General features: G+C 72.1%; 24 protein-coding genes. 14 read left to right on the top strand and 10 right to left on the bottom strand.

Annotation, left to right across the window (positions count from 1 at the left end; all coding sequences use genetic code 11):
* Nucleotide 1: 1 nt before the first annotated feature.
* On the bottom strand, nt 2–1,198 hold the full coding sequence (locus tag ACIBZJ_RS09295) for a BTAD domain-containing putative transcriptional regulator (RefSeq protein WP_395927339.1): 1,197 nt from the start codon (nt 1,196–1,198) through the stop codon (nt 2–4).
* Between the two features lie 84 nt (nt 1,199–1,282).
* Here ACIBZJ_RS09295 and ACIBZJ_RS09290 point away from each other — a divergent pair, with 84 nt between their 5' ends.
* The 5 genes from ACIBZJ_RS09290 to ACIBZJ_RS09270 all read left to right on the top strand — a co-directional run bounded on the left by ACIBZJ_RS09290 (nt 1,283) and on the right by ACIBZJ_RS09270 (nt 7,700).
* Nucleotides 1,283–3,313, top strand: coding sequence for an ATP-binding protein (locus ACIBZJ_RS09290; RefSeq protein WP_395927337.1), 2,031 nt, complete (start codon nt 1,283–1,285; stop codon nt 3,311–3,313).
* Nucleotides 3,314–3,434: 121 nt separating this feature from the next.
* A complete protein-coding gene (locus tag ACIBZJ_RS09285) occupies nt 3,435–5,471 on the top strand; it encodes an MMPL family transporter (RefSeq protein ID WP_395927335.1) in 2,037 nt (678 codons plus the stop codon).
* Nucleotides 5,472–5,475: 4 nt separating this feature from the next.
* The gene (locus ACIBZJ_RS09280) at nt 5,476–6,606 is read left to right on the top strand and encodes a sensor histidine kinase (RefSeq protein ID WP_395927333.1); all 1,131 of its coding nucleotides are present in this window, start codon (nt 5,476–5,478) and stop codon (nt 6,604–6,606) included.
* Nucleotides 6,603–7,280: a response regulator gene (locus tag ACIBZJ_RS09275; protein ID WP_395927331.1), complete on the top strand. Its 678-nt coding sequence runs from the start codon at nt 6,603–6,605 to the stop codon at nt 7,278–7,280. The genes ACIBZJ_RS09280 and ACIBZJ_RS09275 overlap by 4 nt, the downstream gene beginning before the upstream one ends.
* 27 nt (nt 7,281–7,307) lie before the next feature.
* Nucleotides 7,308–7,700, top strand: coding sequence for a hypothetical protein (locus tag ACIBZJ_RS09270; protein WP_395927329.1), 393 nt, complete (start codon nt 7,308–7,310; stop codon nt 7,698–7,700).
* A 2-nt stretch (nt 7,701–7,702) separates the two neighbouring features.
* Here ACIBZJ_RS09270 and ACIBZJ_RS09265 read toward each other — a convergent pair whose 3' ends face one another.
* A complete protein-coding gene (locus ACIBZJ_RS09265; protein WP_395927327.1) occupies nt 7,703–8,353 on the bottom strand; it encodes a trimeric intracellular cation channel family protein in 651 nt (216 codons plus the stop codon).
* 97 nt (nt 8,354–8,450) lie between these two features.
* Here ACIBZJ_RS09265 and ACIBZJ_RS09260 point away from each other — a divergent pair, with 97 nt between their 5' ends.
* The gene (locus tag ACIBZJ_RS09260; RefSeq protein ID WP_395927325.1) at nt 8,451–9,194 is read left to right on the top strand and encodes a carboxymuconolactone decarboxylase family protein; all 744 of its coding nucleotides are present in this window, start codon (nt 8,451–8,453) and stop codon (nt 9,192–9,194) included.
* 16 nt (nt 9,195–9,210) lie between these two features.
* Here ACIBZJ_RS09260 and ACIBZJ_RS09255 read toward each other — a convergent pair whose 3' ends face one another.
* The 7 genes from ACIBZJ_RS09255 to ACIBZJ_RS09225 are packed head-to-tail and all read right to left on the bottom strand — an operon-like array spanning nt 9,211 to nt 14,043.
* Nucleotides 9,211–9,894, bottom strand: coding sequence for a carboxymuconolactone decarboxylase family protein (locus tag ACIBZJ_RS09255; RefSeq protein ID WP_395927323.1), 684 nt, complete (start codon nt 9,892–9,894; stop codon nt 9,211–9,213).
* On the bottom strand, nt 9,891–10,760 hold the full coding sequence (locus ACIBZJ_RS09250; protein WP_395927321.1) for an NAD(P)-dependent oxidoreductase: 870 nt from the start codon (nt 10,758–10,760) through the stop codon (nt 9,891–9,893). The genes ACIBZJ_RS09255 and ACIBZJ_RS09250 overlap by 4 nt, the downstream gene beginning before the upstream one ends.
* Nucleotides 10,753–11,154, bottom strand: a complete 402-nt coding sequence (gene pcaC / locus ACIBZJ_RS09245; RefSeq protein ID WP_395927319.1) for a 4-carboxymuconolactone decarboxylase — start codon at nt 11,152–11,154, stop codon at nt 10,753–10,755. The genes ACIBZJ_RS09250 and pcaC overlap by 8 nt, the downstream gene beginning before the upstream one ends.
* A 10-nt stretch (nt 11,155–11,164) precedes the next feature.
* Nucleotides 11,165–11,554, bottom strand: coding sequence for a cupin domain-containing protein (locus ACIBZJ_RS09240; protein WP_395927317.1), 390 nt, complete (start codon nt 11,552–11,554; stop codon nt 11,165–11,167).
* Complete coding sequence (locus ACIBZJ_RS09235) at nt 11,551–12,447, bottom strand: NAD(P)-dependent oxidoreductase (RefSeq protein ID WP_395927315.1); 897 nt, start codon at nt 12,445–12,447, stop codon at nt 11,551–11,553. Before ACIBZJ_RS09235 ends, ACIBZJ_RS09240 begins: the two co-directional genes overlap by 4 nt.
* A 13-nt stretch (nt 12,448–12,460) precedes the next feature.
* The gene (locus tag ACIBZJ_RS09230) at nt 12,461–13,252 is read right to left on the bottom strand and encodes an N-acyl homoserine lactonase family protein (protein ID WP_395927313.1); all 792 of its coding nucleotides are present in this window, start codon (nt 13,250–13,252) and stop codon (nt 12,461–12,463) included.
* Nucleotides 13,249–14,043, bottom strand: a complete 795-nt coding sequence (locus ACIBZJ_RS09225) for an N-acyl homoserine lactonase family protein (RefSeq protein WP_395927311.1) — start codon at nt 14,041–14,043, stop codon at nt 13,249–13,251. The genes ACIBZJ_RS09230 and ACIBZJ_RS09225 overlap by 4 nt, the downstream gene beginning before the upstream one ends.
* A 203-nt stretch (nt 14,044–14,246) precedes the next feature.
* Between ACIBZJ_RS09225 and ACIBZJ_RS09220 the strand changes: the two genes are divergently transcribed.
* The 8 genes from ACIBZJ_RS09220 to ACIBZJ_RS09185 all read left to right on the top strand — a co-directional run bounded on the left by ACIBZJ_RS09220 (nt 14,247) and on the right by ACIBZJ_RS09185 (nt 22,776).
* Nucleotides 14,247–15,407 (top strand): ABC transporter substrate-binding protein, encoded by a 1,161-nt coding sequence (locus tag ACIBZJ_RS09220; RefSeq protein ID WP_395927309.1) that lies wholly within the window; start codon nt 14,247–14,249, stop codon nt 15,405–15,407.
* On the top strand, nt 15,404–16,282 hold the full coding sequence (locus ACIBZJ_RS09215; protein WP_395927307.1) for a branched-chain amino acid ABC transporter permease: 879 nt from the start codon (nt 15,404–15,406) through the stop codon (nt 16,280–16,282). The genes ACIBZJ_RS09220 and ACIBZJ_RS09215 overlap by 4 nt, the downstream gene beginning before the upstream one ends.
* Nucleotides 16,279–18,033 (top strand): ATP-binding cassette domain-containing protein, encoded by a 1,755-nt coding sequence (locus tag ACIBZJ_RS09210; protein WP_395927305.1) that lies wholly within the window; start codon nt 16,279–16,281, stop codon nt 18,031–18,033. Before ACIBZJ_RS09215 ends, ACIBZJ_RS09210 begins: the two co-directional genes overlap by 4 nt.
* On the top strand, nt 18,030–18,749 hold the full coding sequence (locus ACIBZJ_RS09205; RefSeq protein ID WP_395927303.1) for an ABC transporter ATP-binding protein: 720 nt from the start codon (nt 18,030–18,032) through the stop codon (nt 18,747–18,749). The genes ACIBZJ_RS09210 and ACIBZJ_RS09205 overlap by 4 nt, the downstream gene beginning before the upstream one ends.
* Nucleotides 18,750–18,834: 85 nt before the next feature.
* Nucleotides 18,835–19,560 carry a GntR family transcriptional regulator gene (locus tag ACIBZJ_RS09200; protein ID WP_395927301.1) on the top strand — a complete coding sequence of 242 codons (726 nt, stop codon included), beginning with the start codon at nt 18,835–18,837 and terminating at the stop codon, nt 19,558–19,560.
* 120 nt (nt 19,561–19,680) lie between these two features.
* Nucleotides 19,681–20,484 (top strand): SDR family NAD(P)-dependent oxidoreductase, encoded by an 804-nt coding sequence (locus tag ACIBZJ_RS09195; RefSeq protein WP_395927299.1) that lies wholly within the window; start codon nt 19,681–19,683, stop codon nt 20,482–20,484.
* Nucleotides 20,485–20,588: 104 nt separating this feature from the next.
* Complete coding sequence (locus ACIBZJ_RS09190) at nt 20,589–21,689, top strand: acyl-CoA dehydrogenase family protein (protein ID WP_395927297.1); 1,101 nt, start codon at nt 20,589–20,591, stop codon at nt 21,687–21,689.
* Nucleotides 21,682–22,776 (top strand): acyl-CoA dehydrogenase family protein, encoded by a 1,095-nt coding sequence (locus tag ACIBZJ_RS09185; RefSeq protein ID WP_395927295.1) that lies wholly within the window; start codon nt 21,682–21,684, stop codon nt 22,774–22,776. Before ACIBZJ_RS09190 ends, ACIBZJ_RS09185 begins: the two co-directional genes overlap by 8 nt.
* Here ACIBZJ_RS09185 and ACIBZJ_RS09180 read toward each other — a convergent pair.
* A complete protein-coding gene (locus ACIBZJ_RS09180; RefSeq protein WP_395927293.1) occupies nt 22,771–23,259 on the bottom strand; it encodes a hypothetical protein in 489 nt (162 codons plus the stop codon). The two genes, ACIBZJ_RS09185 and ACIBZJ_RS09180, sit on opposite strands and share 6 nt — an antisense overlap.
* Between the last annotated feature and the right edge of the window lie 80 nt (nt 23,260–23,339).

The following is a 23,339-nucleotide window of genomic DNA, read 5'->3' as shown; positions in this document are numbered from 1 at the left end:
ATCAGAGTGTGACCAGGCCGCGGAGGCGCGCCGCGACCTCGGCACTGAACACCGCGGTGCCGCGCAGGGCGCCCCGGAGCGCGTTGAGGATCTCGTCCCGTCCGGCGGATTTGAGCAGGTAACCGTGGGCGCCTGCGCGCAGCGCGGCGACGATGTCGGCGTCCGAGCCGGAGAGGGTCAGCACGATGACCGCGAGGTTCGGATACGCGGCGAGCAACAACCGTGTGGCCTCCGCACCCGAGCGGTCCGGCAGGTGCAGGTCCATCACCACGACGTCCGGCGCAGCCGTGGCGGCCAGGTCGAGCGCCTCGCCGACATCGCCGGCCTCACCGGCCACGACGAAGCCGGGATCGGTCTCCAGGACCGCGCGCAGGCCGAGCCGGAAGGCCGGATGGTCGTCGACCAGGAGGACCCGCACCCGGGGCACGGCCGGTGGGGCCGCGACGGCCGGTAGGGCGAGTGACGGGTCGGAACGCAGGATCGCCGCCTGCAGGCCGGCCAGCTCCGCACCGGGATCCAGGCCCAGTTCCTCGGCCCACCGCTCGCGGGCCTCCCGGTACGCGGCCAGCGCGTGCCCGGCCCGGCCGTCCCGGTAGAGGGCCAGCATCAGCTGGCCGACCAGCCGTTCCCGCAGCGGGTGCCGGGTGACCAGCGCGGTCAGCTCGTCGAGCACCGCCCGGTGCTGCCCGAGCCGCAAGCGGGCGTCCAGGCGGTCTTCGATCGCCGCGAGACGGGATTCGTCCAGTCCCGCGAGCAGCGTGCCGCGGATCTCCGCCGGCGCGCAGTCGCCGAGCGGATCGCCGCGCCACAGGCTCAGCGCCACGTCGAGCAGGTCGACCTGCCGCCGACCGTCGCTCTGCTCGTGGGCTTCGGCCAGCAGCGTCCGGAACCGGTGGACGTCGACGCACTGCGGATCGCAGCGCAGCAGGTAGCCGGCGCCCTGCCGGGTCAGCGTCACCCCGCTGGGGATCCGGCCCAGCGCGGCGCGGGCCGCCGAGACCGCGACCTGCACCGCGTGCTCGGCCGTCCGCGGCGGCCGGACCGGCCACAACAGACCGACCAGCCGATCGACGCTGACCTGCCGGTTGGGCTCCAGCGCCAGTACCGCGAGCACGAAACGGGCCTTACGCGAACCGAGATCGACCGGTTCGCCCTGCCAGCGCGCCTCCATCGGACCCAACAGCCGTAGTTCCAGCACGGGCCCTTCATACCAGGCGACCCCACTCGCCGACCGACGCAAACCCGACATTCGACGCTCTGTCGCCTGACTACGGTGTCCACTGTGAGCAATCGCTGGCCCGGGCTCTGGATCGCGTCCGTCCTCGCGACCCTCGGCGTTCTGGGCACCGTGACCGAGATCGCGGTCTACCTCGGTCACTGGCCCGGCAACCCGGTGGCCGCCATCGAGCTCGTCCAGTGGGTGGCCGGCGGCGCACCGGTCGCCGTGGTCGGCTACCTGCTCGTCGCCCGCCGGACGGCTCCGGGCCTGGGCTGGTTGCTGCTGTGCTCGGCGACCCTGCTGGCCGCCGCCGCGTGCCTCGACACCTGGCTGCGGTTCGTCACCACGGTCACGCCGGGCGTCGAAGTGGCGCTCTACGCCGAGTACGCACTGTGGGAGCTGCCACGCTGGGGTTATCCGCTGCTGCCGCTGTTCCTCGCCACCGGCCGGTTGGCCGGTCGCCCGGCGCGGCTGCTCGCCGCCGGGCTGGCCGTCGTGATCCTGCCCACGGAGATCAGCCGGCTGCTGGCCCTGCCTGCGTGGCACCCCGGTACGACGACGGTCGGCAACGCGCTGTTCGCACCGGGCTGGGTACCGATCGATCGGGCGATCCAGCCGTTCCTGCTGGTGACCGGCTGGGGACTGATCGCCGTGATCTGCGTGTACCCGCTGACCCAGTGGCGCACCGCCACCCGTCTCCAGCGCCGCCGGATCGTCCTGATCCTGCCGCCCTTCGTCCTGCTGATGCTCGAGGAAGGGATTCGCCAGCACGACCACTGGTCGGTCTGGATCGCGGCCGGGAAGGTCGCGACCGCGGCGCTCTGGCCGGTGGCCCTGGGCTACACGGTCCTGCAGACCCGCCTCTACGACCTCGACCGGGCCGCCCGGCGGACGCTGGCCGTCGCGGTGCCGGTGATGTTGCTGGCCGTCTTCTACGTCGGAGCCGCCGCCGCGATGTCGCTGGTGCTGCCCGGCCGCAGTGCCCGGATGCTCGCCGCTCTGGCCGTGCTCTCGGCACCCCTCGGCCTGGTGCTGCGCTCGGTCAGCGGGCAGGTGCTGCGCCGGGTCGACCGGATGCTCTACGGCGACCGGGCCGAGCCCTACCAGCTCGCCCGGGAACTGGCCGCGCGGGTCCGCGACGGCACCAGCGCGAACCAGGTGCCGAACGCCGTCTGCCAGGTCGTCGTGAACGCCCTGCGGCTGCCCGGTGCCGCGCTGCGCGTCACGGTCGCGAACGGCGTCCGGGAGCTGGCCGCCGTCGGCGACCTCACGCCCGGCCGGGCCGAGGCGCTCGACCTGCGCCACGACGGACGGCTGGTCGGCGTGCTGCTGGTGATGCCCCGCTCCGGGCAGGCCACCCTGGACGAACTCGACCACGCGGCGCTGCGGCCGCTGGCCGATCTGGCCGCCACGGCGGTGGCCGCGGTGCTGCTGGAGGAGGAGCTCGCGAGCAGCCGGGCCCGGCTCGTCACCGTGCGCGAGGAGGAGCGCAGCCGGTTGCGCCGGGACGTGCACGACGGGATCGGCTCGGCGCTGGCCGCGGTCCGGCTGCGGATCGAGGCCGCCGTCGCGTTGCTCCCCCCGGAGGTCCCGGTCCGGCCGCTGCTGGCCGGTGCCTCGGACGACTTGCGCGACGTGCTGACCGAGATGCGCCGGATCACCGACGACCTGCGGCCGCCGGCTCTCGACCGGCTCGGCCTGCGCGCGGCCCTCGCGGACCTCGCGGACCGGTACACCACCCCGTCGCTGCGGGTCCGTGCCGATTTGCCGGACGAATCGGGGCCGCTGTCGCCGCTCGCGGAGCTGGCGATCTATCGGATCGCGGCCGAGGCACTGGCCAACACCGTCCGGCACGCGGCCGCGACCAGGGCGGTGCTGAGGCTGACCGTCGACGTCGACGAGCTGATCCTGACCGTCGCCGACAACGGCACCGGCATCGATCCGCGCCGCACCGGGTCCGGGATCGGCCTGACCTCGATGACCGAGCGGGCCGCGGAGCTGGGCGGCGAGTGCGAGGTGCGGTCGGCCCCGACCGGTACGACGGTCACCACGCGCCTCCCCGCCCACGCCGCGGTGGGTGGTCTCCCGGGCTGACGCCGGTCGGGCGTACTCCGGCGGGAGTACGCCCGACTGCCCACTGCACGCCGACGACCCGGCCCCGGTCCGGACGCGACGCTTCGGTGCGTCCGCGTTTCCGTTCCGACCGGGAGAACCCGTGAAAATCGCCGACCGCTACCGGCCCTGGGCCGTCGTGGTGCTCTGGATCGCGCTGCTGGCCGCGGTGTGGCCGCTCGCGTCGCACCTCGGCACGGTGACCGTCGACCGCGCGACCGACTACCTGCCGTCGAGCGCCGAGTCGACCGAGGTCGCCGCCTGGAAGGACAGCCTGCCGGATCCGCCGGACGAGGACCTCCAGGTCGTCTACCACCGGTCCGGTGGCGTCACCGCCGCCGACCGGGCGGCCGCCGGGCGGCACCTCGCGACGCTCACCGCCCAGTTCTCGAGCGCGGCCGGCTCGCCCCCGACCGTCCAGATCTCGAAGGACGGAACCGCGATGGCGCTGTCCGTGCCGATCGACCGGAAGGGTGACGGCGTCGTGGCGGCGGCCCGCGCCGCGGTGGACGACCGTCCGGCCGGCCTGACCGTGGCGGTCACCGGACCGGCCGCGCTCGGTGCCGACCTGGACGCGGTGTTCGACGGGATCGACGGGACGTTGCTGCTGATCACCGGCCTGGTGGTGGCGGCCCTGCTGATCCTGACCTACCGCAGCCCGGTGCTCTGGCTGGTCCCGCTGGTGTCGGTCGGCGCGGCGGCGCTGCTCTCCCGTGCGGTGGTGGACGTGCTGGCGCGCACCGCGGGCGTGACCGTGAACCAGCAGAGCGCGGGAATCCTCACCGTGCTGGTGTTCGGGGTGGCCACCGACTACGCGTTGCTGCTGGTCGCCCGGTACCGCGAGGAACTCGGGCGGCACGAGCGGGTGTCCGCGGCGATGGGCGCGGCGCTGCGGCGCACGCTGCCTGCGGTGATCGCGTCGGCCGCCACGGTGTCCGCCGGGCTGCTCTGCCTGCTGGCCGCCGACCTCAACAACACCCGGGGCCTGGGGCCGGTCGGCGTGGCCGGGGTGCTGAGCGCGCTGCTGGCGATGTCCACGCTGTTCCCCGCCCTGCTCGTGCTGCTCGGCCGCCGGGTGTTCTGGCCGCGGATCCCGGCGCCCGGCACGCCGGTGCCGCAGGCGCGGCGCTGGACCGCGCTCGGCCGCGGGCTGGCCCGCCGCCCGGTGCCGGCCGCCGTCGGTTCGACCGTGCTGCTCGGCGTGCTCGCGGCCGGACTGGTGACGAGCCTCGGTCCGCTGACCGAGGCCGACCGGTTCACGCAGCGGCCCGAGTCGGTGTCCGGGTACGCGCTCCTCGCGGCGCACTTCCCGGACCGGGCCGGGCGTCCGCTGTCCGTCCTGACCACGCCGGACGCCGCCGCCGAGGTCATCGCCGCGCTCCGGACGACACCGGGGATCGTCCGCGTGGTGCCCGGCGCGACCGGGGGCGGGCGCGCCGAGGTGCTGGCGTTCCCGTCCGCGGCGGCCGGGTCGGACGGCGAGTCGGCCGCGGTCGGGCGGGTCCGCGCGGTCGTGCACCGGCAGGATCCGCACGCCGCCGTCGGCGGTGCCGCGGCCGAGGACCGCGACACCGACGACGCCGCGGCCCGCGACGAACGGGTGGTGATCCCGCTCGTGCTCGCGGTGGTGCTGGTCATCCTCGGCCTGCTGCTGCGGGCGGTGGTCGCGCCGGTGGTGCTCGTCGCGAGCGTCGTCCTGTCGTACGCCGCCGCGCTGGGCGGGGCCTCGTTCGCGTTCGCTCACTTCTTCCACTTCGGCGGACGCGAGGCGACGGTGCCGCTGCTCGGTTTCCTGTTCCTGGTGGCGCTCGGCGTCGACTACACGATCTTCCTGATGACGCGGGCCCGCGAGGAATCGGCGGTGCGGGGAACTCCGCTGGGCATCCAGCACGCGCTGGCGGGCACCGGAGGCGTGATCACGTCGGCCGGTCTGGTGCTCGCGGCCACGTTCGCGGTGCTCGGAACGCTACCGCTGGTGTTCATGGTCGAGCTGGGCGTGCTGGTCGCGTTCGGCGTCCTGCTCGACACGTTCCTGGTGCGGTCGGTCCTGGTGCCGGCGGTGGTGTTGCTCGCGGGCCCGCGGATCTGGTGGCCCGCGCGGGTCGCCGTCGCCGCTCCGCTCGTGGACGATCGACGATAATCCGATGGTGCGGATGGTCCGGGACGTGGCGCTCGCGCTCGCGGTGTGCGGGCTGACGCTGGCCGCGTACTTCAGCGAGAAGTCGCACTGGTCCCCGGACCCGGTCGCGATCACGATCGTGGTGCTGACCAGCGCGGCGGTGCTGATCCGGCGGCCGTGGCCGCTGGCAGCGCTGGCGGTCAACGTGGTCGGAATCGTCACGTTCCAGCTGCGCGACTACCCGGTTCAGCCGCCGGTGCTGGGCGTCCTCGTCGCGGTCTACTCGGTCGCCGTGACCGGCAGTCGCCGGCGCAGCGTCCTGACCGGCGTCGGGCTCGGGGTGCTGATCGTGCTCGTGGTGGTGGGCACCGAGCCGGAGGGCCCGATCCCGGCGCTGGTCGACGCGCTGGTCTGGGTGGCGGTGGCGTTCACGCTCGGCGAGGCGGTGCGGGTGCACCGGGCCTACCGGGCCGAGGTCGCCGAGCGGGACGCCCGGGCCGCGTACGCCCGGGAGCAGGCGATGCTGCGGCGAGCCGCCGAGGAACGGGTCCGGATCGCCCGCGACCTGCACGACGTCCTCGCGCACAGCCTGGCCCAGATCACCGTCCAGTCCGGCGTGGCCGCGCATCTGCTCGCGGCCGCGCCGGAGCCGGACGCGGCGACGCTGGCGGCGGTGCGGACGTCGCTGGACGGCATCGCGGAGGCCGGTGGGGCCGGGATGGCGGAGGTGGCCGGGATCCTGGACGTGCTGCGCGGCGACGATCCCGCGCTCGTGGACGGGGTGCCCGCCGTGAGCCGGATCTCGGCGCTGGTCGAGGCGGTACGCGGGCCCGGGCCGGAGGCGACGCTGGAGATCGTCGGCGAGCCGGTGGCGCTCCCGCCGGCGCACGAGGTCGCGGCGTACCGGATCGTCCAGGAATCGCTGACGAACGTGGTGCGTCACGCCGGGGCCCGGCAGGTGCGGGTGGTGGTGGAGTACGCGCCGGACGCGGTGCGGGTACGGGTCAGCGACGACGGTTCCGGAGGTACCGCGGGCGGGTCCGGTCACGGGATCGTCGGGATGACCGAACGGGCGCATTCGGTGGGCGGGACGCTGCGGGCGTCGGCCGGGCCGGACGGGTTCACCGTGGAAGCGGTACTGCCGGTGCCCGCATGATCCGGGTGCTGCTCGCCGACGACCAGGACCTGGTCCGCGGGGCGTTCGCGCTGCTGGTGGGCACCGCCGCCGACATGACCGTGGCCGGCGAGGCGGGCACCGGCCGGGAGGCGGTCGCGCTGGCCCGGCGCGAGCGGCCGGACGTCGTCGTGATGGACATCCGGATGCCGGACCAGGACGGGATCGAGGCCACCAGAGCCATCGTGGCCGATCCGGAGCTGACCGGCGTCCGCGTGCTGGTGCTGACCACGTTCGGGCACGACGAGAACGTGGTCGCCGCGCTCCGCGCCGGAGCCAGTGGCTTCCTCGCCAAGAACACCAAGCCGGCGGTGCTGCTGGACGGGATCCGGACGGTGGCGGCGGGTGAGTCGCTGCTCTCGCCGTCCGCCACGACGCTGCTGGTCCGGCGGTTCCTGACCCGGCCGGAGAGCGTGGCCCGCCCCCAGGACCTGGCCGGACTCACCGCCCGCGAGCAGGAGGTACTGACGCTGGTCGGCGGCGGGCTGACCAATCAGGAGATCGCCGAGGCGCTGACGATCAGCCCGCTGACCGCCAAGACGCACGTCAGTCGCCTGCTCACGAAACTCGAGGCCCGCGACCGGGCCCAGTTGGTGATCGCCGCCTACGAGAGCGGCCTGATCCGCCCCGAGTACGGCCGACCCCCACCCTTCTGACGTGTAATTCGTGTTCAGATGACGGCCATGCGCATCAGAATCCTGTTACTACCCGTCGCGGCCGCGTTGGTGCTGGCCGGATGCAGTACCGGGAGCACCGACGACCCGGCCCCCTCGGTGGCCCCGACCACCACCGGAACCACCGCCTCCGCCACCGCCACCTCCGGGAGTGGCGGCGACGTCGACCCGGCCGCGCTGTGCGCGTATCTGAAGGGCGCGCTACCGGGGTGGAAGGCCGTCGGATCGGAAGTCGGCGCACTGGCCCAGGCGACGAGCGACATCGCCGACTGGTACGACAAGAACTCGAAGTCGGGAATCCCGGACCGCGACGCGATGGAGGCGGGCACCAAGGCCGAGTGCCCCGAGACCCGGGCCGAGGTGCTCAAGACGATCGGCGTCGACTCGTTCCTGAATCTCTGAGGTCAGCCCGGCCCGGGCCGGTCGGTGGGGTCGCGGGGCCGGGGTGCGTTGATCCGGTACTTCACGCCCACGAGTCGCACCGCGATGCACAGCAGCGCACCCAGCACCGGGAAGACCGGGCTCGTGCCACCGGCCCGCTGCGTGACGACGAGGACGGTGGCCCCGATCAGCGCGGGTACCGCGTACAGGCCCTCGCGCAGCACGGTCGGGACCTCCCGCAGCATGACGTCGCGGAGCACTCCCCCGCCCACCCCGGTGATCGCGCCGAGCAGGATGGCCTGCACCGGCCCCAGCCCGAAACGCAGCGCCTTGGTCGCGCCGGTCACCGCGAACAGGCCGAGGCCCAGGGCGTCGAAGAACATCACGCTGCGTTCGACGCGCTCGAGGACCCGTCCGGCGAAGAAGCAGACCGCGCCGGCGGCCGCGGCGGCCGCGAGGTAGCGCCAGTCCCGGAACGTGGCCGGCGGCGCACCGATCAGGACGTCCCTGGCGATGCCTCCGGCCAGCCCGACGACCGCCGCGAGCACTACCACGCCGACGAGGTCGAGGCGCGCTCGCACGGCCGCCAGCCCACCGCTGAGGCCGAACACGAACGTCCCCAGCAGGTTGAGGACCAGGATGAAGGTGGGGCTGAAGCCCTCGGGAACGTCCATCGAGCAGGAGGGTAACTCTCGCGCCGGGCCGGGCCACCATTCAACGGGTTCTTGGATTACGGTATGACAATAACCCTGTGAGCGGGAGGGCGGCGCCGTGGCCACCGAGGACGAGATCAAAGCGCAGTTCACCGCTGTGCACGGGGAGTGGCCGGAGTACTGGGAAACCGTGCTCGCGATCGATCCGGACTTCGTGGCCGCCTACACCGCCATGGCCGAGGTTCCGGTGCGCAAAGGCCTGCTCACGGAGAAGTTCCGGGCTCTCGTCCGGCTCGCCGTCGACTCGGCCGCCACCCATCTGGATGCCGGCGGCGTGGCCGGGCACGTCCGCCGCGCCCTGGACCTCGGGGCCACTCCGGCCGAGGTCCTCGAGGTGCTGGAGCTGACCGCCACGGTCGGGATCCACGCGATGAACATCGGCGTCCCGCTGCTGGTCGAGGTGCTCGAGGAGCGGGGGCGTACCGGCCCGGCGCCGCTGACCGAGCACCAGGAGGAGCTCAAGGCCTGGTTCACCCGCGAGCGCGGGTACTGGCACGACTTCTGGAACGAGATGCTCGAGCTCGACCCGGAGATGTTCGAGGCCTACACCCGGTTCTCCACCACGCCGTGGAAGACCGGTCCGCTCACGCCTGCGGAGAAGGAACTGATCTACATCTCCTACGACATCGCCGCCACGCACCTCTACGTCCCGGGCACCAAGCTGCACATCCGGAACGCGCTGAACCACGGCGCGAGCGTCGGGGAGATCCTGGAGGTCATGGAGCTCTCGAGCCTGATCGGCATCAAATCGGTCGCCGTCGCGGCACCCGTCCTCGCCGAGGAACTGGCGAAGCGCACCTGACCTCCAGGCCCGGGAACTAACTGTCCAGGAAGGCGGCTCCGAGCGTCACCGACTGCATGCCGATCAGCGTGGCGATCTCCATCACCTCGATGATCTGCTGCGGGGTGGCGCCGTAGCCGAGCGCGTTCTCGATGTGCAGCTTCAGCCCGACCCGATAGAGATGCGTCGCCGAGGTGTCGAACGCGATGTAGAGCAGCTCCTTGACCATCGGCGAGAGGTGACCGTGGTTCCAGGGCACCGACGAGAAGTCGGTGTACGCCTCGAAGAGGTCCGGCGCCACCTCGAGCATCTCGTCCCAGGTGGGGTTCCAGTAGCCGCGGCGGGCGGTGAAGTCGGCCTTGAGCGCCTCCTGCCGTGCGTCCAGTGGCGCCGGTCCGGTCCGCTCACCGCGCTCTTCGAGTACCTCCAGCAAGACCGGGATGCCGACGTTCATCGCGTGGATGCTGAGCGTCGCGGTGCATTCGAGCACCTCCATGACCTCGGCTTTCGAGGCTCCGGCGGCCAGCGCGGCAGCGACGTGCTGCCGCACGCCCGGCTCGTGCAGGTGCGTGACCGCTGCATCGACGACGATGTGGACGAACGCGCGCACTTTGGGGTCGAGATGCCCACCCTTGCGCGGCACGTCGGCGAACCGCACGCAGGCGTCGTGGAACTCCGGGTCCAGACGACGGACGCGGTCCCACTCCGGGCCGGTCGTCACGAGTCCTCCCCGAGCCAGCGGGCGATCTCGGTGTGGTCCGCGCTCGCCTCCAACGCGTCGGCCGCTTCGGCCCAGAGCGCGACCGCGTCCGCGCCGAGCCGCGCCGGGCGGCCGGTCTGCTCGGCCAGGCCCACCGCGATCCGCATGTCCTTGAGCATCAACCGCAGGCCGAAGCCCGAGTCGTAGGTGCCCGGGAGGATGAAGTTCGGCCACTTGTTCTCGGTGGATCCGCTGCGCCCGCTGGAACCGTTGAACACCGACAGCATGACCTCGGGCTTCAGCCCGAACCGCTGCCCGGCCAGGATCGCTTCGCTGGTGACGAGCAGGTGGGTGGCCGAGAGCAGGTTGTTCAGCGCCTTGACCGCGTCACCCGAACCGACCGGACCCGCGTGCACGACCCGGCCGAAGACCGTCAGCACCGGGGTGGCCGCGGCGACGTCCTCGTCGGCGCCACCGACCATCACGGTGAGCGAGCCCTTCTCGGCGCCCTTGACCCCGCCGGACACCGGGGCGTCGATCATCCGGACGCCGTGGCTGGCCAATTCCTCCGCCAGCGCCCGGGTCACGAGCGGCTCGCTGGAACTGCAATCGACGACGAGGGCGCCCGGCTGCAGAGCGTCGGCCAGAAGCCGCACGACGGCGGAGACGACGGCTGAATCCGGGAGCATCAGCACGACGGCCTCCGCACCGTCGGCGGCCGCCGCGGCGCTCTCCACCCCGGTCGCACCGGCTTCCTCGGCCCTGGCCACCGCCGACCCCGAGCGGTCGTAGGCCCGGACGGCGAAGCCGGCCGAGACCAGCCGGGTCACCATCGGCAGGCCCATGTTCCCCAGCCCGACGAAGCCGACCGTCCGGATCTCACTCATCGGCCGCGTCCATCTCGGCGAGCACCCGCTCGGCGACCCGGAACGACTCCAGCGCGGCCGGTACCCCGACGTACACCGCGGCCTGGAGCAACACCTCCTGGATCTCCTCGACGGTCGCGCCGTTGCCGATCGCACCCCGGACGTGCACGGCCAGTTCGTGGTTGCGGTTGAGCGCGGTGAGCATGGCCAGGTTGAGCAGGCTGCGTGTCTTGCGTTCCAGCCCCGGCCGGCCCCAGACCGCGCCCCAGCAGTACTCGGTCACCAGGTCCTGCACCGGACGGGTGAAGTCGCTCGCCTGCTCCAGCGAGCGGTTCACGTGCTCGGTGCCGAGCACGGCACGACGGATGCCCAGCCCCTTCTCGTAGGTCTCGCTGTTCAACGGGGTCTCGGTCATCAACGTGCTCCTATTGCTCGGTCGGGTCGCGGTACTCCGCGTCGGGAACTGCGGCGGCCCAGGCGGTCGTGCCCAGCGAGATCGCCACGTGGGTCAGGAACGAGTTCGGCGCGGCCCCGTGCCAGTGCGTCTCGCCGGGCGGCGTCCAGATCACATCGCCGGTCCTGATCACCTGGATCGGCTCGCCGTCGGCCTGGATCAGACCTCGTCCGGCCAGCACCTGCAGGATCTGACCGGACTCGTGCGAGTGCCAGAACGTCCGGGCTCCCGGGGTGAAGCTGACCGTGTTGATCGTGACGCCGTCCGCGGACATCGTCAGGTACGGAAAAGCGTCGCCGGAGAACTGCGAACCGCGCTTGCCTGCGGTGCCGGCCTGTTCGGCCGGCGGAACGATGATCACTGTGTTCCCTCGGGATCGGAGAGCCGCACGCCGCCGGAGATGTCGCCGATCGCGTCGACGACCGTGTTGCTGATCTCGTCGGCGTACCCCAGCTGGCGGGCCAGGCCGAAGCTGGCCAGCGGTCCGGCGACGTTCAGGCTGGCGACGCCGAGCCGGCTGACGTAGTCGGCGTAGAGAGTGACGTCCTTCATCATCAGCGTGTTGGTCAGGCCGCCCTTGAGGTAGTCGCCGTGGATGATCTTCGGGAACCGGTTGAGCGTCGCGAAATTGACGCCCGAGCTCGCGTTGAAGACCTCCAGCACGGTCTCCAGGTCCAGGCCGGCCTTCCGCGCGGCCACCATCACTTCCGCGGTGGCGGCGAGCGCAACCGCGTTGAGGAAGTTGTTCAGCAGCTTGGTCGCGTGCCCGGCGCCGCTGGATCCGATGTGGAAGACCTTGGCCGAGAAGTCGTCCAGCACCGGGCGGACGGTCTCGAGCGCCTCCGCGCTCCCGCCCACCATCAGCGTCAGCCGGCCCTGGTCCGCGGCTGCGGCACCGCCCGAGATCCCGGCGTCCAGATAGGCGACGCCCTGCGCGCGGAAAAGTTCCTCCAGGCGCTCGGTCGACGAGGGTTCGGCCGTGCTCAGGTCGACCACGACCTGGCCTTTCCGGGCCCGGGCCAGGATTCCGGACTCCCCCAGCACCACGCTCTCGACGACCGTGCTGTCGGGCAGCGACAGCAGCACCACGTCGGCGCCGTCCATCACGCCGGCGGGCGACGCGGCCGGAGTCGCGCCGACGCTCTGCGCCAGCCCGTCGCGCACGTCGAAACCGACCACCTCCCGGCCGGCCCGGACCAGGCAGGCGGTCATCCGGCCGCCCATGTTCCCGAGGCCGATGAAACCGATCTTCACTGTTCGTCCTTCCTCATGGCAGCTCCCCGATCGTCGCCGTCAGCGCGTCCGGCCCGGCGCCGAAGCGGGCGAGCGTCGACGGGTCGTGCCCGGCGACGACGTGCTCCACTTCCCCGGCGTCCACCAGCGACCGGATCCGGCCGAAGGCGGTGTACATGCCAACCAGGTCGGCCACCGACGTGAACGGCATCTCCCGCTCGTATTCCTCGTAGTAGTGCACCGCGTCGCTGGCCAGCAGCACCGGCCCGGCGCTCGTGGCGACCGTGACCACGCTCTGGCCCGGGGTGTGCCCGCCGACTTCGAGCAGTTCGACGCCCGGCGCGACCTGGTACGCGCCGTCGAACAGCGTCGCCCGGCCGTCGGCCACCACCCGGGCCAGGTGATCGAGCTCGGTCTCCTCCACCGAGTGGTGGAAGAGCGGTTTGCGCCGCAGCGGCCCCGTCCAGAACTCGAACTCCCGGCGGGCCAGCACCACCGGCGCGCCGGGGAACCGGTCGAGGTTTCCGATGTGGTCGTAGTGCGCGTGGGTGATCAGCACGGTGGGCTGCTCACCCACGTCCAGACGCTCGAACAGTTCGTCCGGGGTCTGCACGGTGTCCCGCCCGCGGACCGCACCACCGTGCGCGGAGAAGCCGGTGTCGACCAGGATCGTCCGCCGCGCGTTGCGGATCACCCAGACGAAGTAGTCCATGCCGATCGGACCGTCGGGCTCGCCGTACAGGTGGTGGTTCAGGTAGACGTCGCTGCGGACCGTGGCGCGCCGGCCGTACTTGGCGATCGTCACCTGCCAGAGCGCGTCGCTCACGCCAGGACGGTGGCGATCGCGCCGGCCGGGCCCTCGACGGCCGGGTAACGGTCCCGGGTCCGGGCGTCGTGACCGGGAATCACCGTGGCCCCGGTCTCCCGGGCCAGCCGGTTGATGAACGCGAGGCCGTCCTGCATCTCGTGCAGGTCGGTGAACGCGAAGAACGGCCACTCGTGCTCGACCTGCTCGTAGAAGTGTGCCGCGTCGATCGCGAGGATCAGCCCGCCCGATGCGGTCTCGATGCGGGTCAGCAGCTCACCCGGGCAGTGGCCACCGATCGGGTAGACGGTGATGCCCGGGGCGACCTCGGTCTCCTCGGCGACGAGCCGGAGCCGGCCGTCCTCTTTGGCCGCGATCACCGCGGCCAGGTCGTCGGCGGTGGAGAACTCGCCCTCGAGCTGGTTCGCCTCGAGCTTGCCGATCCAGTAGTCCCACTCGCGCTGACCGGCGACGACCTGAGCGTTCGTGAACAGGCCCAGGTAGCCGATGTGGTCGTAGTGGAAGTGGCTGCACAGCACCATCGCGACCTCGGCCGGGTCGACGCCGATCAGCGCCAGGCCCTCCGGCGTCGGCGTCTCGCTGATCTCGCCCAGCCAGTCCTTCTTCGGAATGTCGTAACCGGTGTCTTGCAGAATTATTTTGCCATCATTAGTACGGATCACCCAGAAGTTGTAGTGCATGTCCAGGTCGCCGTCGGGCAGCCCGTACTGCGCGTAGTCGTGGAAGACGTCCGCTTTGCGGACGATCCGGCCGCCGTACTTGACCGACCACACCGATTTGACGCTCGACACCGTTGCCTCCTTGCGCCCGAACCTGCCTAATGTCGCTGGACTATATGACCGTCATACAAAGTGAACAAGAGGGCGCAGCGATTCACCTGGGGCTCTTGACAACTTGTTCACATCGAGGCGATAGTCCCGGCCAGATTGTCATACGGTCTTACGAACTGACAGGTGGATGCGACGAAGGCGTCCTCCACCGGACGGGTGCCTCCATGAAACGCACTGTGTTAGCAGCCGCCCTGTGTTCCGTGCTGGCGGCGGCGGGTTGCGGCTCCGGCAGCGGCTCGAGCTCGGATTCGATCCTGCTCGGAGCGATCGCCGGGACGACCGGCGCCTACGGCAGCACCGGCCAGGCGGTCTTCAACGCGACCAAGATGGCGGTCGCCGAGATCAACGCCAAGGGCGGCATCGACGGCAAGAAGGTCGTCTTCGAGGGGTACGACGACGGCGCCAGCGCGACCACGTCCAGCCAGCTCTTCAACAAGTTGCTCAGCAAGGGCGCGGTGGCGATCGTCGGCTCGCCCGACACCGGCCCGACCACCGCGAGCCTGGCCGACCAGAAGAAGATCCCGGTGCTCGGCGCCGTGGACGACGGCGGCCTCACCATCTACCCCGACGGGCCCGACAAGGACCCGCACGCCTGGGCGTTCAGCACCAGCCTCAACACGTTCGCCTGGGGCGGCGCGCTGGCCGACTACGCGATCAAGAACTGCCAGAAACTGGCGATCGTCCACGACCCGAGCGACTACGGGAAGGGCGGCCGGGCCGGCTTCGAGCAGGAGTACGAGAAGCAGGGCAAGAAGATCGACCTGATCTCGGCCGTGACCGAGAACTGGTCCACCGGCGCCACCGTCGGCCTGAAATCCGAGATCGAGAAGATCCGCTCGGCCGGCATCGACTGCGTCGACGTCTGGCTGACCCCGCAGGACCAGGCCTCGTTCATGCAGGAGGCCAACGCGCTCGGCGCCAAGTTCACCGTGCTCGGCAACGACGAGACCTCGGCCGACGCGACGTTCGGCGACCTGGCCAAGACCCAGGGCGACGGCATGGTCTCCGCGCTGCTGACCACCGACGTCACGCCGAGCCCCCGCCTCGCGAAGTTCCAGGCCGACTACAAGGCGAAGTACGGGGTCGCGTCGACGCCGTTCGCCGAGCTCAGCTACGACGCGGTCTACATCCTGAAGCAGGCGATCGAGGCCGGGAAGTCGACCAAGCCGCAGGCGATCCGGGACCAGCTGAACAAGATCACCGACTTCGACGGGCTGACCGGCAAGCTGACGTTCACCGAGAAGCAGCACACGACGATCAACGCCGACCAGCTGACCGTGGTGAAGTTCGACGCGAAGTCGAAGGCCTGGGTGCCGGCGGCATGATTCAGGTCCTCTTCAGCGGCCTGGCCATCGGAGCGATCTACGGCCTGGTGGCGATGGGGTTCGCGCTCGTGTTCTCGGTGACGCGGGTGATCAACTTCGCCACCGGCCAGCTGCTCATGGCCGCGGTCATGGTGACCGGGGCGCTGGCCTCGGCCGGGCTCCCGTCGGTGCTGGCGATCGTCGTCGGGCTCGTGGCGTCGACCGGGCTGGGCGTGCTCGTGTACTTCGGGGCGGTGCGGCCGGTGCTGCGCTTCGACCGGTTCAGTTTCGCCTGGCTGGTGAGCACGCTGGGCGTGGCGATCGTGCTGGAGTCGGTGGCCGCGATGATCTGGGGGCCGACGTCACGCAGTTTCCCGGTGCTGCTGCACCACCACGTCGTCCACCTGCTGGGGGCCTCGATCTCCGGCCAGGAGTTGATCGCGATCGGCTGCGCCGTGCTCGCCGTGGCCGGTTTCGAACTGGTCCGGCGGCGCACGCTCCTGGGCAAGGTCGCGATGGCGATCTCCAGCGACCCGGACACCGCCCGGGCGATCGGTGCCCGGGTGACCGGGTACGCGGTCGGGGCGTTCGCGCTCGGCGGCCTGCTGGCCGGGGTGGCCGGGGTGCTGGTCGGCCCGATCACCTACGCCAACCCGTATCTCGGCGGCACGTACGGCATCTTCGGGTTCGTCGCGCTGATGCTGGGCGGGATCCAGCGGCCGTCGGCGGCGCTGGGCGGCGGGCTGCTGCTGGGCGTCCTCTCGGTCGGGGCGAACACGTACATCAACTCGCAGGCGTCGGACTGGTTCCCGTTCGTCGTCGTGATCCTCGTGCTGCTGGTGGCGCCCAACGGGCTCTTCACCGTGACTCTGGCCGGGAAGCGGGTGGTGGCATGAGGTTCCGGTCACCCGTGCTGCTCGTGCTGGCGCTGGTCGCGATCCTCGGCGTCGCGCGCGGCTCCTACTACTGGCAGAACGTGGCGCTCACCGCCGCGGTGTTCTGCATCCTCGCGGTCAGCCTCGACCTCGCGGCCGGCGTCACCGGGTTGTACTCGCTCGGCCACGCCGGCCTGTTCGCCCTCGGTGCGTACACGACGACGCTGCTGAACAGCCACTTCGGCACGAACGTCTTCCTGCTGCTGCCGCTGGTGATCGTCGGGGTCGGGCTGGTCGGTATCTTGCTCGGCTCGCTCTCGCTGCGCGTCAGCGGCCTCTACTTCGCGATCACCACGTTCATCTTCACGCTGGTCGTGGGCGTCCTGCTGAGCGACCTGGACTTCACCGGCGGTCTGCAGGGCCTCCCCGGGCCGACGTTCCCGGACTTCCCGCTGTCGCTGTCCGGCCTCGGTTCGTCCGTGGCCTGGGCCGCCGGGCTCGCGCTGCTGGCCACCGTGGCGATCGTCTGGAGCATCCGCAGCTCGCCGATGTATCCGGTGCTGCTCGCGATCCGTGACGCCGAACCGTTCGCGGCCGCCGCCGGAGTGCGGACGTCAGTGGTCAAGGTGCTGGTGTTCGGCCTCTCGTCGGCGCTGGCCGGGGTCGCGGGCTGGGTGTTCTCGTTCCTCGGATTCGTCTCGCCGGGCCAGTTCACCTGGAACGTCTCGGTGAACATTCTGGTCATGGTGATCCTGGGCGGGATCAACACGCGGATCGGCCCGCTTCTCGGAGCGGTTTTCGTCAGCGCGTTCCCGGTCGTCGTCGCGATCGACCCGTTCCAGCAGGAAGCCTTGTTCGGCCTGGTCTTCCTGCTGGTCATCGTGTTCCTGCCGCAGGGTGTGGTCGGATTGTCGGGCCAGCTGGCCCGCCGTTTCCGCCCGCCGGTCGCGGTGCCGGACGTCACGCCGGCCGTGCTGGGGCCACGCGAGATCCCGGCGTCCGACGAGCCGGCGCTGGCCGTCCGGGGTGTGACGTTCAGCTACACCAAGGGCGTCCGGGCGCTGGACGACGTCGACATGACCGTACGGCGGGGAACCATCCACGGCCTGATCGGTCCGAACGGGTCGGGGAAGAGCACGCTGGTCAACCTGATCAGCGGACAGCTGCGACCGGACGCGGGCACGATCTCCGCGGTCGGCGAACGGATCGACGACCGTCCGGCCGCGGCCCGCGCCGGCCGCGGCCTGTCCCGGACGTTCCAGACCCCGGTGCTGGTGCGCGAGCTGGCCGCCCGGCAGAACGTCGGCATCGGGACGTACAGCACGACCCCGCGGCTGCTCGGCCGGGCACCGCTCTGGCCGGTGCTGCCGGGCTCCCGCCGGACCGATCGGCGGATCCACGAGCAGGCCGACCAGGCCCTCGGCGAGCTGGGGCTGGCCCCGCGCTGGGGGGTGGCGCGGGTCGCCGACGCACCGCACGGCATCGAGATGCTGACGCAGTTCGCGGCGGCCACCGTCGCCCGGCCCTCCGTCCTGCTGCTCGACGAGCCGCTCGCCGGTCTCTCGGCCGGTGAGGTCGAGCACGTGGCCGGGATCCTCGACCGGCTCCGCGACGCCGGTGTCACGGTGATCGTCGTCGAGCACCAGACCAAGTTCATCTTCCGGCTGTGCGACGAAGTGACGGTGCTGGCCGCCGGCCAGCTGATCACGACCGGCAGCGCCGCCGAGGTCCGCAACGACAGCCGAGTGCGAGAGGTGTACCTAGGCCAATGAACACTCCGGCTCTGCGAACCACCGGCCTCAGCGGGGGGTACGGGCGCTTCGACGTCCTGCACGGGATCGACCTGGAGGTGCAGCCCGGGGAGGCGGTCGCCCTGCTGGGCCCGAACGGCGCCGGGAAGACGACGGCGCTCCGCGCGCTGCTCAACCTGGTCTCGCACCGGCGCGGAACGGTGGAGGTGAACGGAACCGACATCACCTCCTACCCCACCCACCGGATCGCGCGCGGCCTGATCGGGCTGGTTCCGGAAGGACGGCGACTCTTCCTCGACCAGACCGTGGAGGACAACCTCCGCCTGGGCGGGCTGCATCTGCGCCGCGACCGGCGTCGCGTCGACGCGCTGATGCACGAGGTTTTCGCGCTGTTCCCGGTGGTCGAGCGGTACCGGTCCCGGCCGGCGTCGGCGCTGTCCGGCGGCGAGCAGCAGATGGTGGCGATCGGACGGATGATGATGAGCGATCCGGCGGTGATGCTGCTGGACGAGCCGTCGCTGGGACTGGCGCCGCTGGCGATCGACGCGATGGCGGCGGGGCTGGCCGCGCTGCGCGAGGCGGGCCGCTCGATCCTGCTCGTCGAGCAACGCGTCGACCTGGCGCTGCAGGTCTGCGATCGGATCTACGTCCTGTCCGGCGGGCGGATCGTCGAGGAGGACGTGGCCGCGTCGGTGGGCGGCGAGGGACGGGCGTTGATCGATGCCTACCTCGGGTGAACCGGGCCCGGGCGGGGAGCGCCGGCGAGGCGGGGCTCCCCGCCGAGCATCCGGGGCGAATCCTGACGGACGGTATGATCGGCCGGTGGCTCGGAGCAAGAACAACTCAACCTGGTCGGTACCGACCGTTGCCGAGCGCACGGCCGCGCCTCTGCGGGCGCAAGCGGCGGAGGCCCTTCGGAACGCGATCCTCTCCCTGGCTCTGCCCGAAGGCGAGCGGCTGGTCGAGCGCGAGCTGATCGAGCGGCTGGGCGTCTCCCGGACCACGGTGCGGGAGGCACTCCGCGAGCTCGAGAGCGAGGGGCTCGTCGAGGTGATCCCGCAGCGTGGAGCGGTGGTCGCGTCGATCACTCCCGCCGACGCGGCCGACCTGTACGCCGCGCGGGTGGCCATCGAGGCGCTGGTCGTCCGCCACTTCGTCGAGCGGGCCGACGACGAGACCGTCGACGAGCTGGTCGCCGCGGTCGACGCCTACGCCGAGATCGCGGACGACGACCACGAGGTGCCGGAAATGCTGACGGCCAAGGACGTCTTCTACGGCGTGCTCGGCCGGGGCGCGGCCAGCCCGGCACTGTGGCAGCTGCTCAGCGGGCTGCAGGGGCGGGTCAGGGTGCTCCGGGCCCGGTCGCTCTCCCAGCCCGGCCGTCCGGTGCAGTCGGCCGAGGAGCTGAAGGCGCTGGCCCGCGCGATCCGGATGCGGGACGCCGAGCTCGCCGCCCGCCGTTGCTCCGATCACGTCCACGCGGCCGCCGATACCGGCCTGCCGACGCTCAACGCCGTCCACGAGGAGCCCGCCGACGCGGCGTCCTGACGTGTTCGGTGGCTCCGGCTGATCCGAGCGCCACGGCCGGGGCGACTCGCGACGAGCGTCGGTCCGCTCTGCTGAACGCCGTGCTCGACCGGGCCCGGGGAACCGGCGAGCCTCGGCACCATGACAGCGACGCGCGGCCCGTTCGGTCTGACCGGCCCGTTCGATCTGACCGGTAAGGTCGCGCTGGTCACGGGCGGCAGCGGCGGGATCGGTCTCGGCATGGCCGAGGGTCTGGCGCGGGCCGGGGCCGCCGTCGTCATCTGGGGCCGGGACGCCGAGAAGCTCGACCGCGCCGCCGGCCGGCTGGCGGAGTGCGGCGGCCGGGTGCAGGCGGCCGTGGTCGACGTGAGCGACCCCGACGCGGTGGCGTCGGCCGTCGAGGCCGCGGCCGGATCTCTCGGCCGGATCGACGCGGTGTTCGCGAACGCGGGTGTGGGAGGCCGGACCCGGTTCCTGGACCTCGGCCCGGCCGAGCTGCGCCGGGTGCTGGCGATCGACCTCGAGGGCGCGCTGTGGACCCTGCGCGAGGCCGCGAGGCACATGGTCGCGCGGGCCGAGGCCGGCGATCCCGGAGGCTCGCTGGTGACCACGTCGAGCGTCTCCGCGGTCCGGGGTGCACCCACCCTGCAGTCGTACGCCGCCGCGAAGGGCGCACTCGTCTCGGTCACGAAGGGGCTCGCGGCCGAGTTCGGGCGGCACGGCATCCGGGCGAACACGATCATTCCCGGCTGGATCCGCACCGGGCTGACCGAGGGCAGCTTCGACCGCCCGGAGGTGCAGGAGGCGATCCTCCGGCGCGTGCCGCTGCGGCGCTGGGGTACGGGCGAGGACTTCGCCGGCCCCGCGGTCTATCTCGCGTCCGACGCCTCGGCTTATCACACCGGCGACACGTTGGTCGTCGACGGCGGCTACACGACGTCCTGACTGGAGACGCAGATGAACGAAGCCCTGGTGATCGGGGCCACCGGCAAGCAGGGCGGAGCCGCGGCACGAGCGCTGCCGACGAGTCTCGAGGCCTGGGTCAGTCGATGAGCCCCGAGGCCCTGACCCAGCGCCTCCTCCGGGAGCATCCCCCGGCGTCCGTCGGCCGGGCCGCGTTCCTGGCCGCGCAGTACGACGCCGGGCTGACCTGGGTGCACCACCCCGTCGGCCGCGGCGGGATCGGTGCCGAGCGGGACGCCCAGCGCGCGGTGTTCGAGCTGCTCACCGCGGCCGGGGCGCCGAACCTCCAGGTCGAGAGCCGGCCGGCGTACTCGATGGGCGCGTCGAGCGTGCTCGCGTGGGGCACGGCGGAGCAGCAGGATCGCTATCTCCGGGCGATCGCCACCGGCGAACGCTGGTGCCAGCTGTTCTCCGAGCCCGGGGCGGGCTCCGACCTCGCCGCGATCGACACCCGGGCCGTCCGCGAGGAGGACGGCTGGCGGGTGACCGGCCAGAAAGTGTGGACGTCGATGGCCACCTCGTCCCGGAAGGGCATGTTGCTGGCGCGCACCGATCCGGACCAGCCCAAGCACCGCGGGCTCACCTACTTCGTGCTCGACCTGGCGACCCCGGGCGTCGAGATCCGGCCGCTGCGCCAGATCACCGGCGAGGCCGAATTCAGCGAGGTGTACCTCACCGACGTCCGGATCCCCGACGCCGACCGGCTCGGCCCGGTCGGCGCGGGCTGGAAGGTCGCGATGTCGACGCTGAGCAGCGAGCGCGACATGTTCGGCACGAAGGCGACCGAGAGCGGCCCCGTCGAGCTGGCGCTCGCCCTCTACGGCGAGCGGGACGGCCGCGATCCGGCACTGCGCTCCCGCCTGGTCCGGCTCTGGTTGCGTGGCCACGTCCTCCGCCTCTACGCCGGGCGGACCGAGGGAGCGTCCGGGCCGGCGAGCAAGATCGGCTTCGCCGAGCTAAACCAGGCCGGCTACGAGCTCTGCCTCGATCTCCTCGGCGACGAAGCGCTGCTCTACGACCCGGCGCCCCGGGATCCCCGCCGCCTCTTCCTCCGCTCCCGGGCGAACTCCATCGAAGGCGGGACGACCGAGATCATGCGCAACATCCTGGCCGAGCGCGTGCTCGGGCTGCCGGCCGAGCCGCGGGTCGACACGGACCTTCCCTACTCGTCGCTCCGCCGTGGCTGACGCCGACGAGCTCCGCGATTTCCGGGAGGCCCTGCGGCGGATGCTGACGCGCACGGCCCCCGAGCCGGTCGTGCGCCGGCACCTGGATTCCACCGACGGATTCGACCGCGCGGCCTGGCAGCGGCTGGCCACCGAGATCGGCGTCCAGGGGCTGGCCGTCGCCGAGGAGTACGGCGGGGCCGGCGGCGGGCTGCGCGAGCTGGTGGTGGCGGGTGAGGAGCTCGGCCGCACCCTGTTCCCGGGGCCGTTCCTGTCGAGCGTCCTCCTGAGCGCCACGCTCCTGGCCAGGTCCGCGGACCGGAGCGCGATGGGGGCGGTTCTGCCGGGCATCGCCGGCGGGACGCTGGTGTGCACTGTCGCTCTCCCTGGGCACGGGTCCCCGGCGGAGACGACAGTGGTCGCGGCGGCGGACGGTGAGGCCTGGCGGTTGACCGGGACGGTCCCCCAGGTCCTCGACGGCCAGGCCGCCGACTTGCTCCTGGTGCCGGCCCGCCACGACGGCCTGGTCTCGATCTTCCTGGTCGACGCGCGGGCCGCCTGGTCGGAGCCGCTTCCCGCGATGGACCGGACGAGACGGTTCGCCCGGGTCGGCCTGGAGGCGACCGCGGCCACGCCGGTCGGCCGGCCCGGGGCAGGGCCCGAGCTGATCGCCGGGGCCACCGAGGTCGCCTCGGTCGGGCTGGCGGCCGATCAGGTGGGCGGCGCGCGGCGAATGCTCGAGGTCACGACGGAGTACGCGCTGACCCGTTACCAGTTCGGCCGCCCGATCGGTTCCTTCCAGGCGGTGAAGCACACGCTCGCCGACATGTTGATCCGCACCGAGCTCGCCCGGGCGGCGCTGGAGGACGCCGTCCGGGCGGTCGAGGAGGACGCCCCGGATCTGGCCACGGCGGTGAGCGCGGCCAAGGTCGTGTGCTCCGAGGCCTACTACGACGTGGCAGCGGCCGCGATCCAGCTGCACGGAGGGATCGGCTTCACCTGGGAGCACAGCGCCCACCTGTACTTCAAACGGGCGACGACCGACCGCATCCTGCTCGGTTCGCCCGCGCACCACACCGAGCGCCTGGCCGTCGCGCTCGGCCTATAAGTGGAGGGCGCCCGCGAACCCGTTCGCCACCGCGGCGGCGCTCGACGCGTGGTCGAGGTGGAGCGAGCCGAACCGCTGGGCCAGTTCGTCGTAGATCCCGTCGAGTTCCGAGGCCCGGCGCCGGTGCCACCGCACCTGGCGGCCGACGCCCGTCGTCAGCAGAACGGCGCCGCGCTGGGTGAGCACCCGCGCGCAGTGGGTCAGGTGGGAGCGGACCTCGGACACGTCCCAGTCCCGGCCGGAGACGCCGGCTTTCAACGCCACCAGGTGCGGCCGGTGCGCGACCGCCTCCCGCAATTGCACCCGCCGCACGTCGTACGCCGTGGCGCCGGCCGCCGACGCGTCGTACCAGGAGACGTCGTGCGCCGCGGCCAGCACGCCGGCGAGGGTCCGCGGCCAACCGCCCGCCCGGTCACCGATCACGGCGAACCGTACGTAACGGCGCTCCGCCGAGGTCCGCCGTTCCTCGCTGATCTCGGTCATGGCAGCAGCCTCCTGACTTCGTGGCGGGCGTCACCCCCGGCTCTCGTCAGCCTCACCCGGCCGGACCGCTGCGGCATTCG

It is taken from the genome of Cryptosporangium sp. NPDC051539 (genome assembly GCF_044454545.1).
Lineage (GTDB): Bacteria > Actinomycetota > Actinomycetes > Mycobacteriales > Cryptosporangiaceae > Cryptosporangium.
Note: the sequence above shows the minus strand (reverse complement) of the source record. Positions and strands in the feature narration are given on the sequence as shown.

Excerpts from the sequence above, each read along its gene's own strand:
- ACIBZJ_RS09280 (WP_395927333.1), top strand. The coding sequence starts at position 5,476 with ATGGTGCGGATGGTCCGGGACGTGGCGCTCGCGCTCGCGGTGTGCGGG.
- ACIBZJ_RS09275 (WP_395927331.1), top strand. The coding sequence starts at position 6,603 with ATGATCCGGGTGCTGCTCGCCGACGACCAGGACCTGGTCCGCGGGGCG.
- ACIBZJ_RS09270 (WP_395927329.1), top strand. The coding sequence starts at position 7,308 with ATGCGCATCAGAATCCTGTTACTACCCGTCGCGGCCGCGTTGGTGCTG.
- ACIBZJ_RS09265 (WP_395927327.1), bottom strand. The coding sequence starts at position 8,353 with ATGGACGTTCCCGAGGGCTTCAGCCCCACCTTCATCCTGGTCCTCAAC.
- ACIBZJ_RS09250 (WP_395927321.1), bottom strand. The coding sequence starts at position 10,760 with ATGAGTGAGATCCGGACGGTCGGCTTCGTCGGGCTGGGGAACATGGGC.
- pcaC (WP_395927319.1), bottom strand. The coding sequence starts at position 11,154 with ATGACCGAGACCCCGTTGAACAGCGAGACCTACGAGAAGGGGCTGGGC.
- ACIBZJ_RS09220 (WP_395927309.1), top strand. The coding sequence starts at position 14,247 with ATGAAACGCACTGTGTTAGCAGCCGCCCTGTGTTCCGTGCTGGCGGCG.
- ACIBZJ_RS09215 (WP_395927307.1), top strand. The coding sequence starts at position 15,404 with ATGATTCAGGTCCTCTTCAGCGGCCTGGCCATCGGAGCGATCTACGGC.
- ACIBZJ_RS09210 (WP_395927305.1), top strand. The coding sequence starts at position 16,279 with ATGAGGTTCCGGTCACCCGTGCTGCTCGTGCTGGCGCTGGTCGCGATC.
- ACIBZJ_RS09205 (WP_395927303.1), top strand. The coding sequence starts at position 18,030 with ATGAACACTCCGGCTCTGCGAACCACCGGCCTCAGCGGGGGGTACGGG.
- ACIBZJ_RS09195 (WP_395927299.1), top strand. The coding sequence starts at position 19,681 with ATGACAGCGACGCGCGGCCCGTTCGGTCTGACCGGCCCGTTCGATCTG.
- ACIBZJ_RS09190 (WP_395927297.1), top strand. The coding sequence starts at position 20,589 with ATGAGCCCCGAGGCCCTGACCCAGCGCCTCCTCCGGGAGCATCCCCCG.
- ACIBZJ_RS09180 (WP_395927293.1), bottom strand. The coding sequence starts at position 23,259 with ATGACCGAGATCAGCGAGGAACGGCGGACCTCGGCGGAGCGCCGTTAC.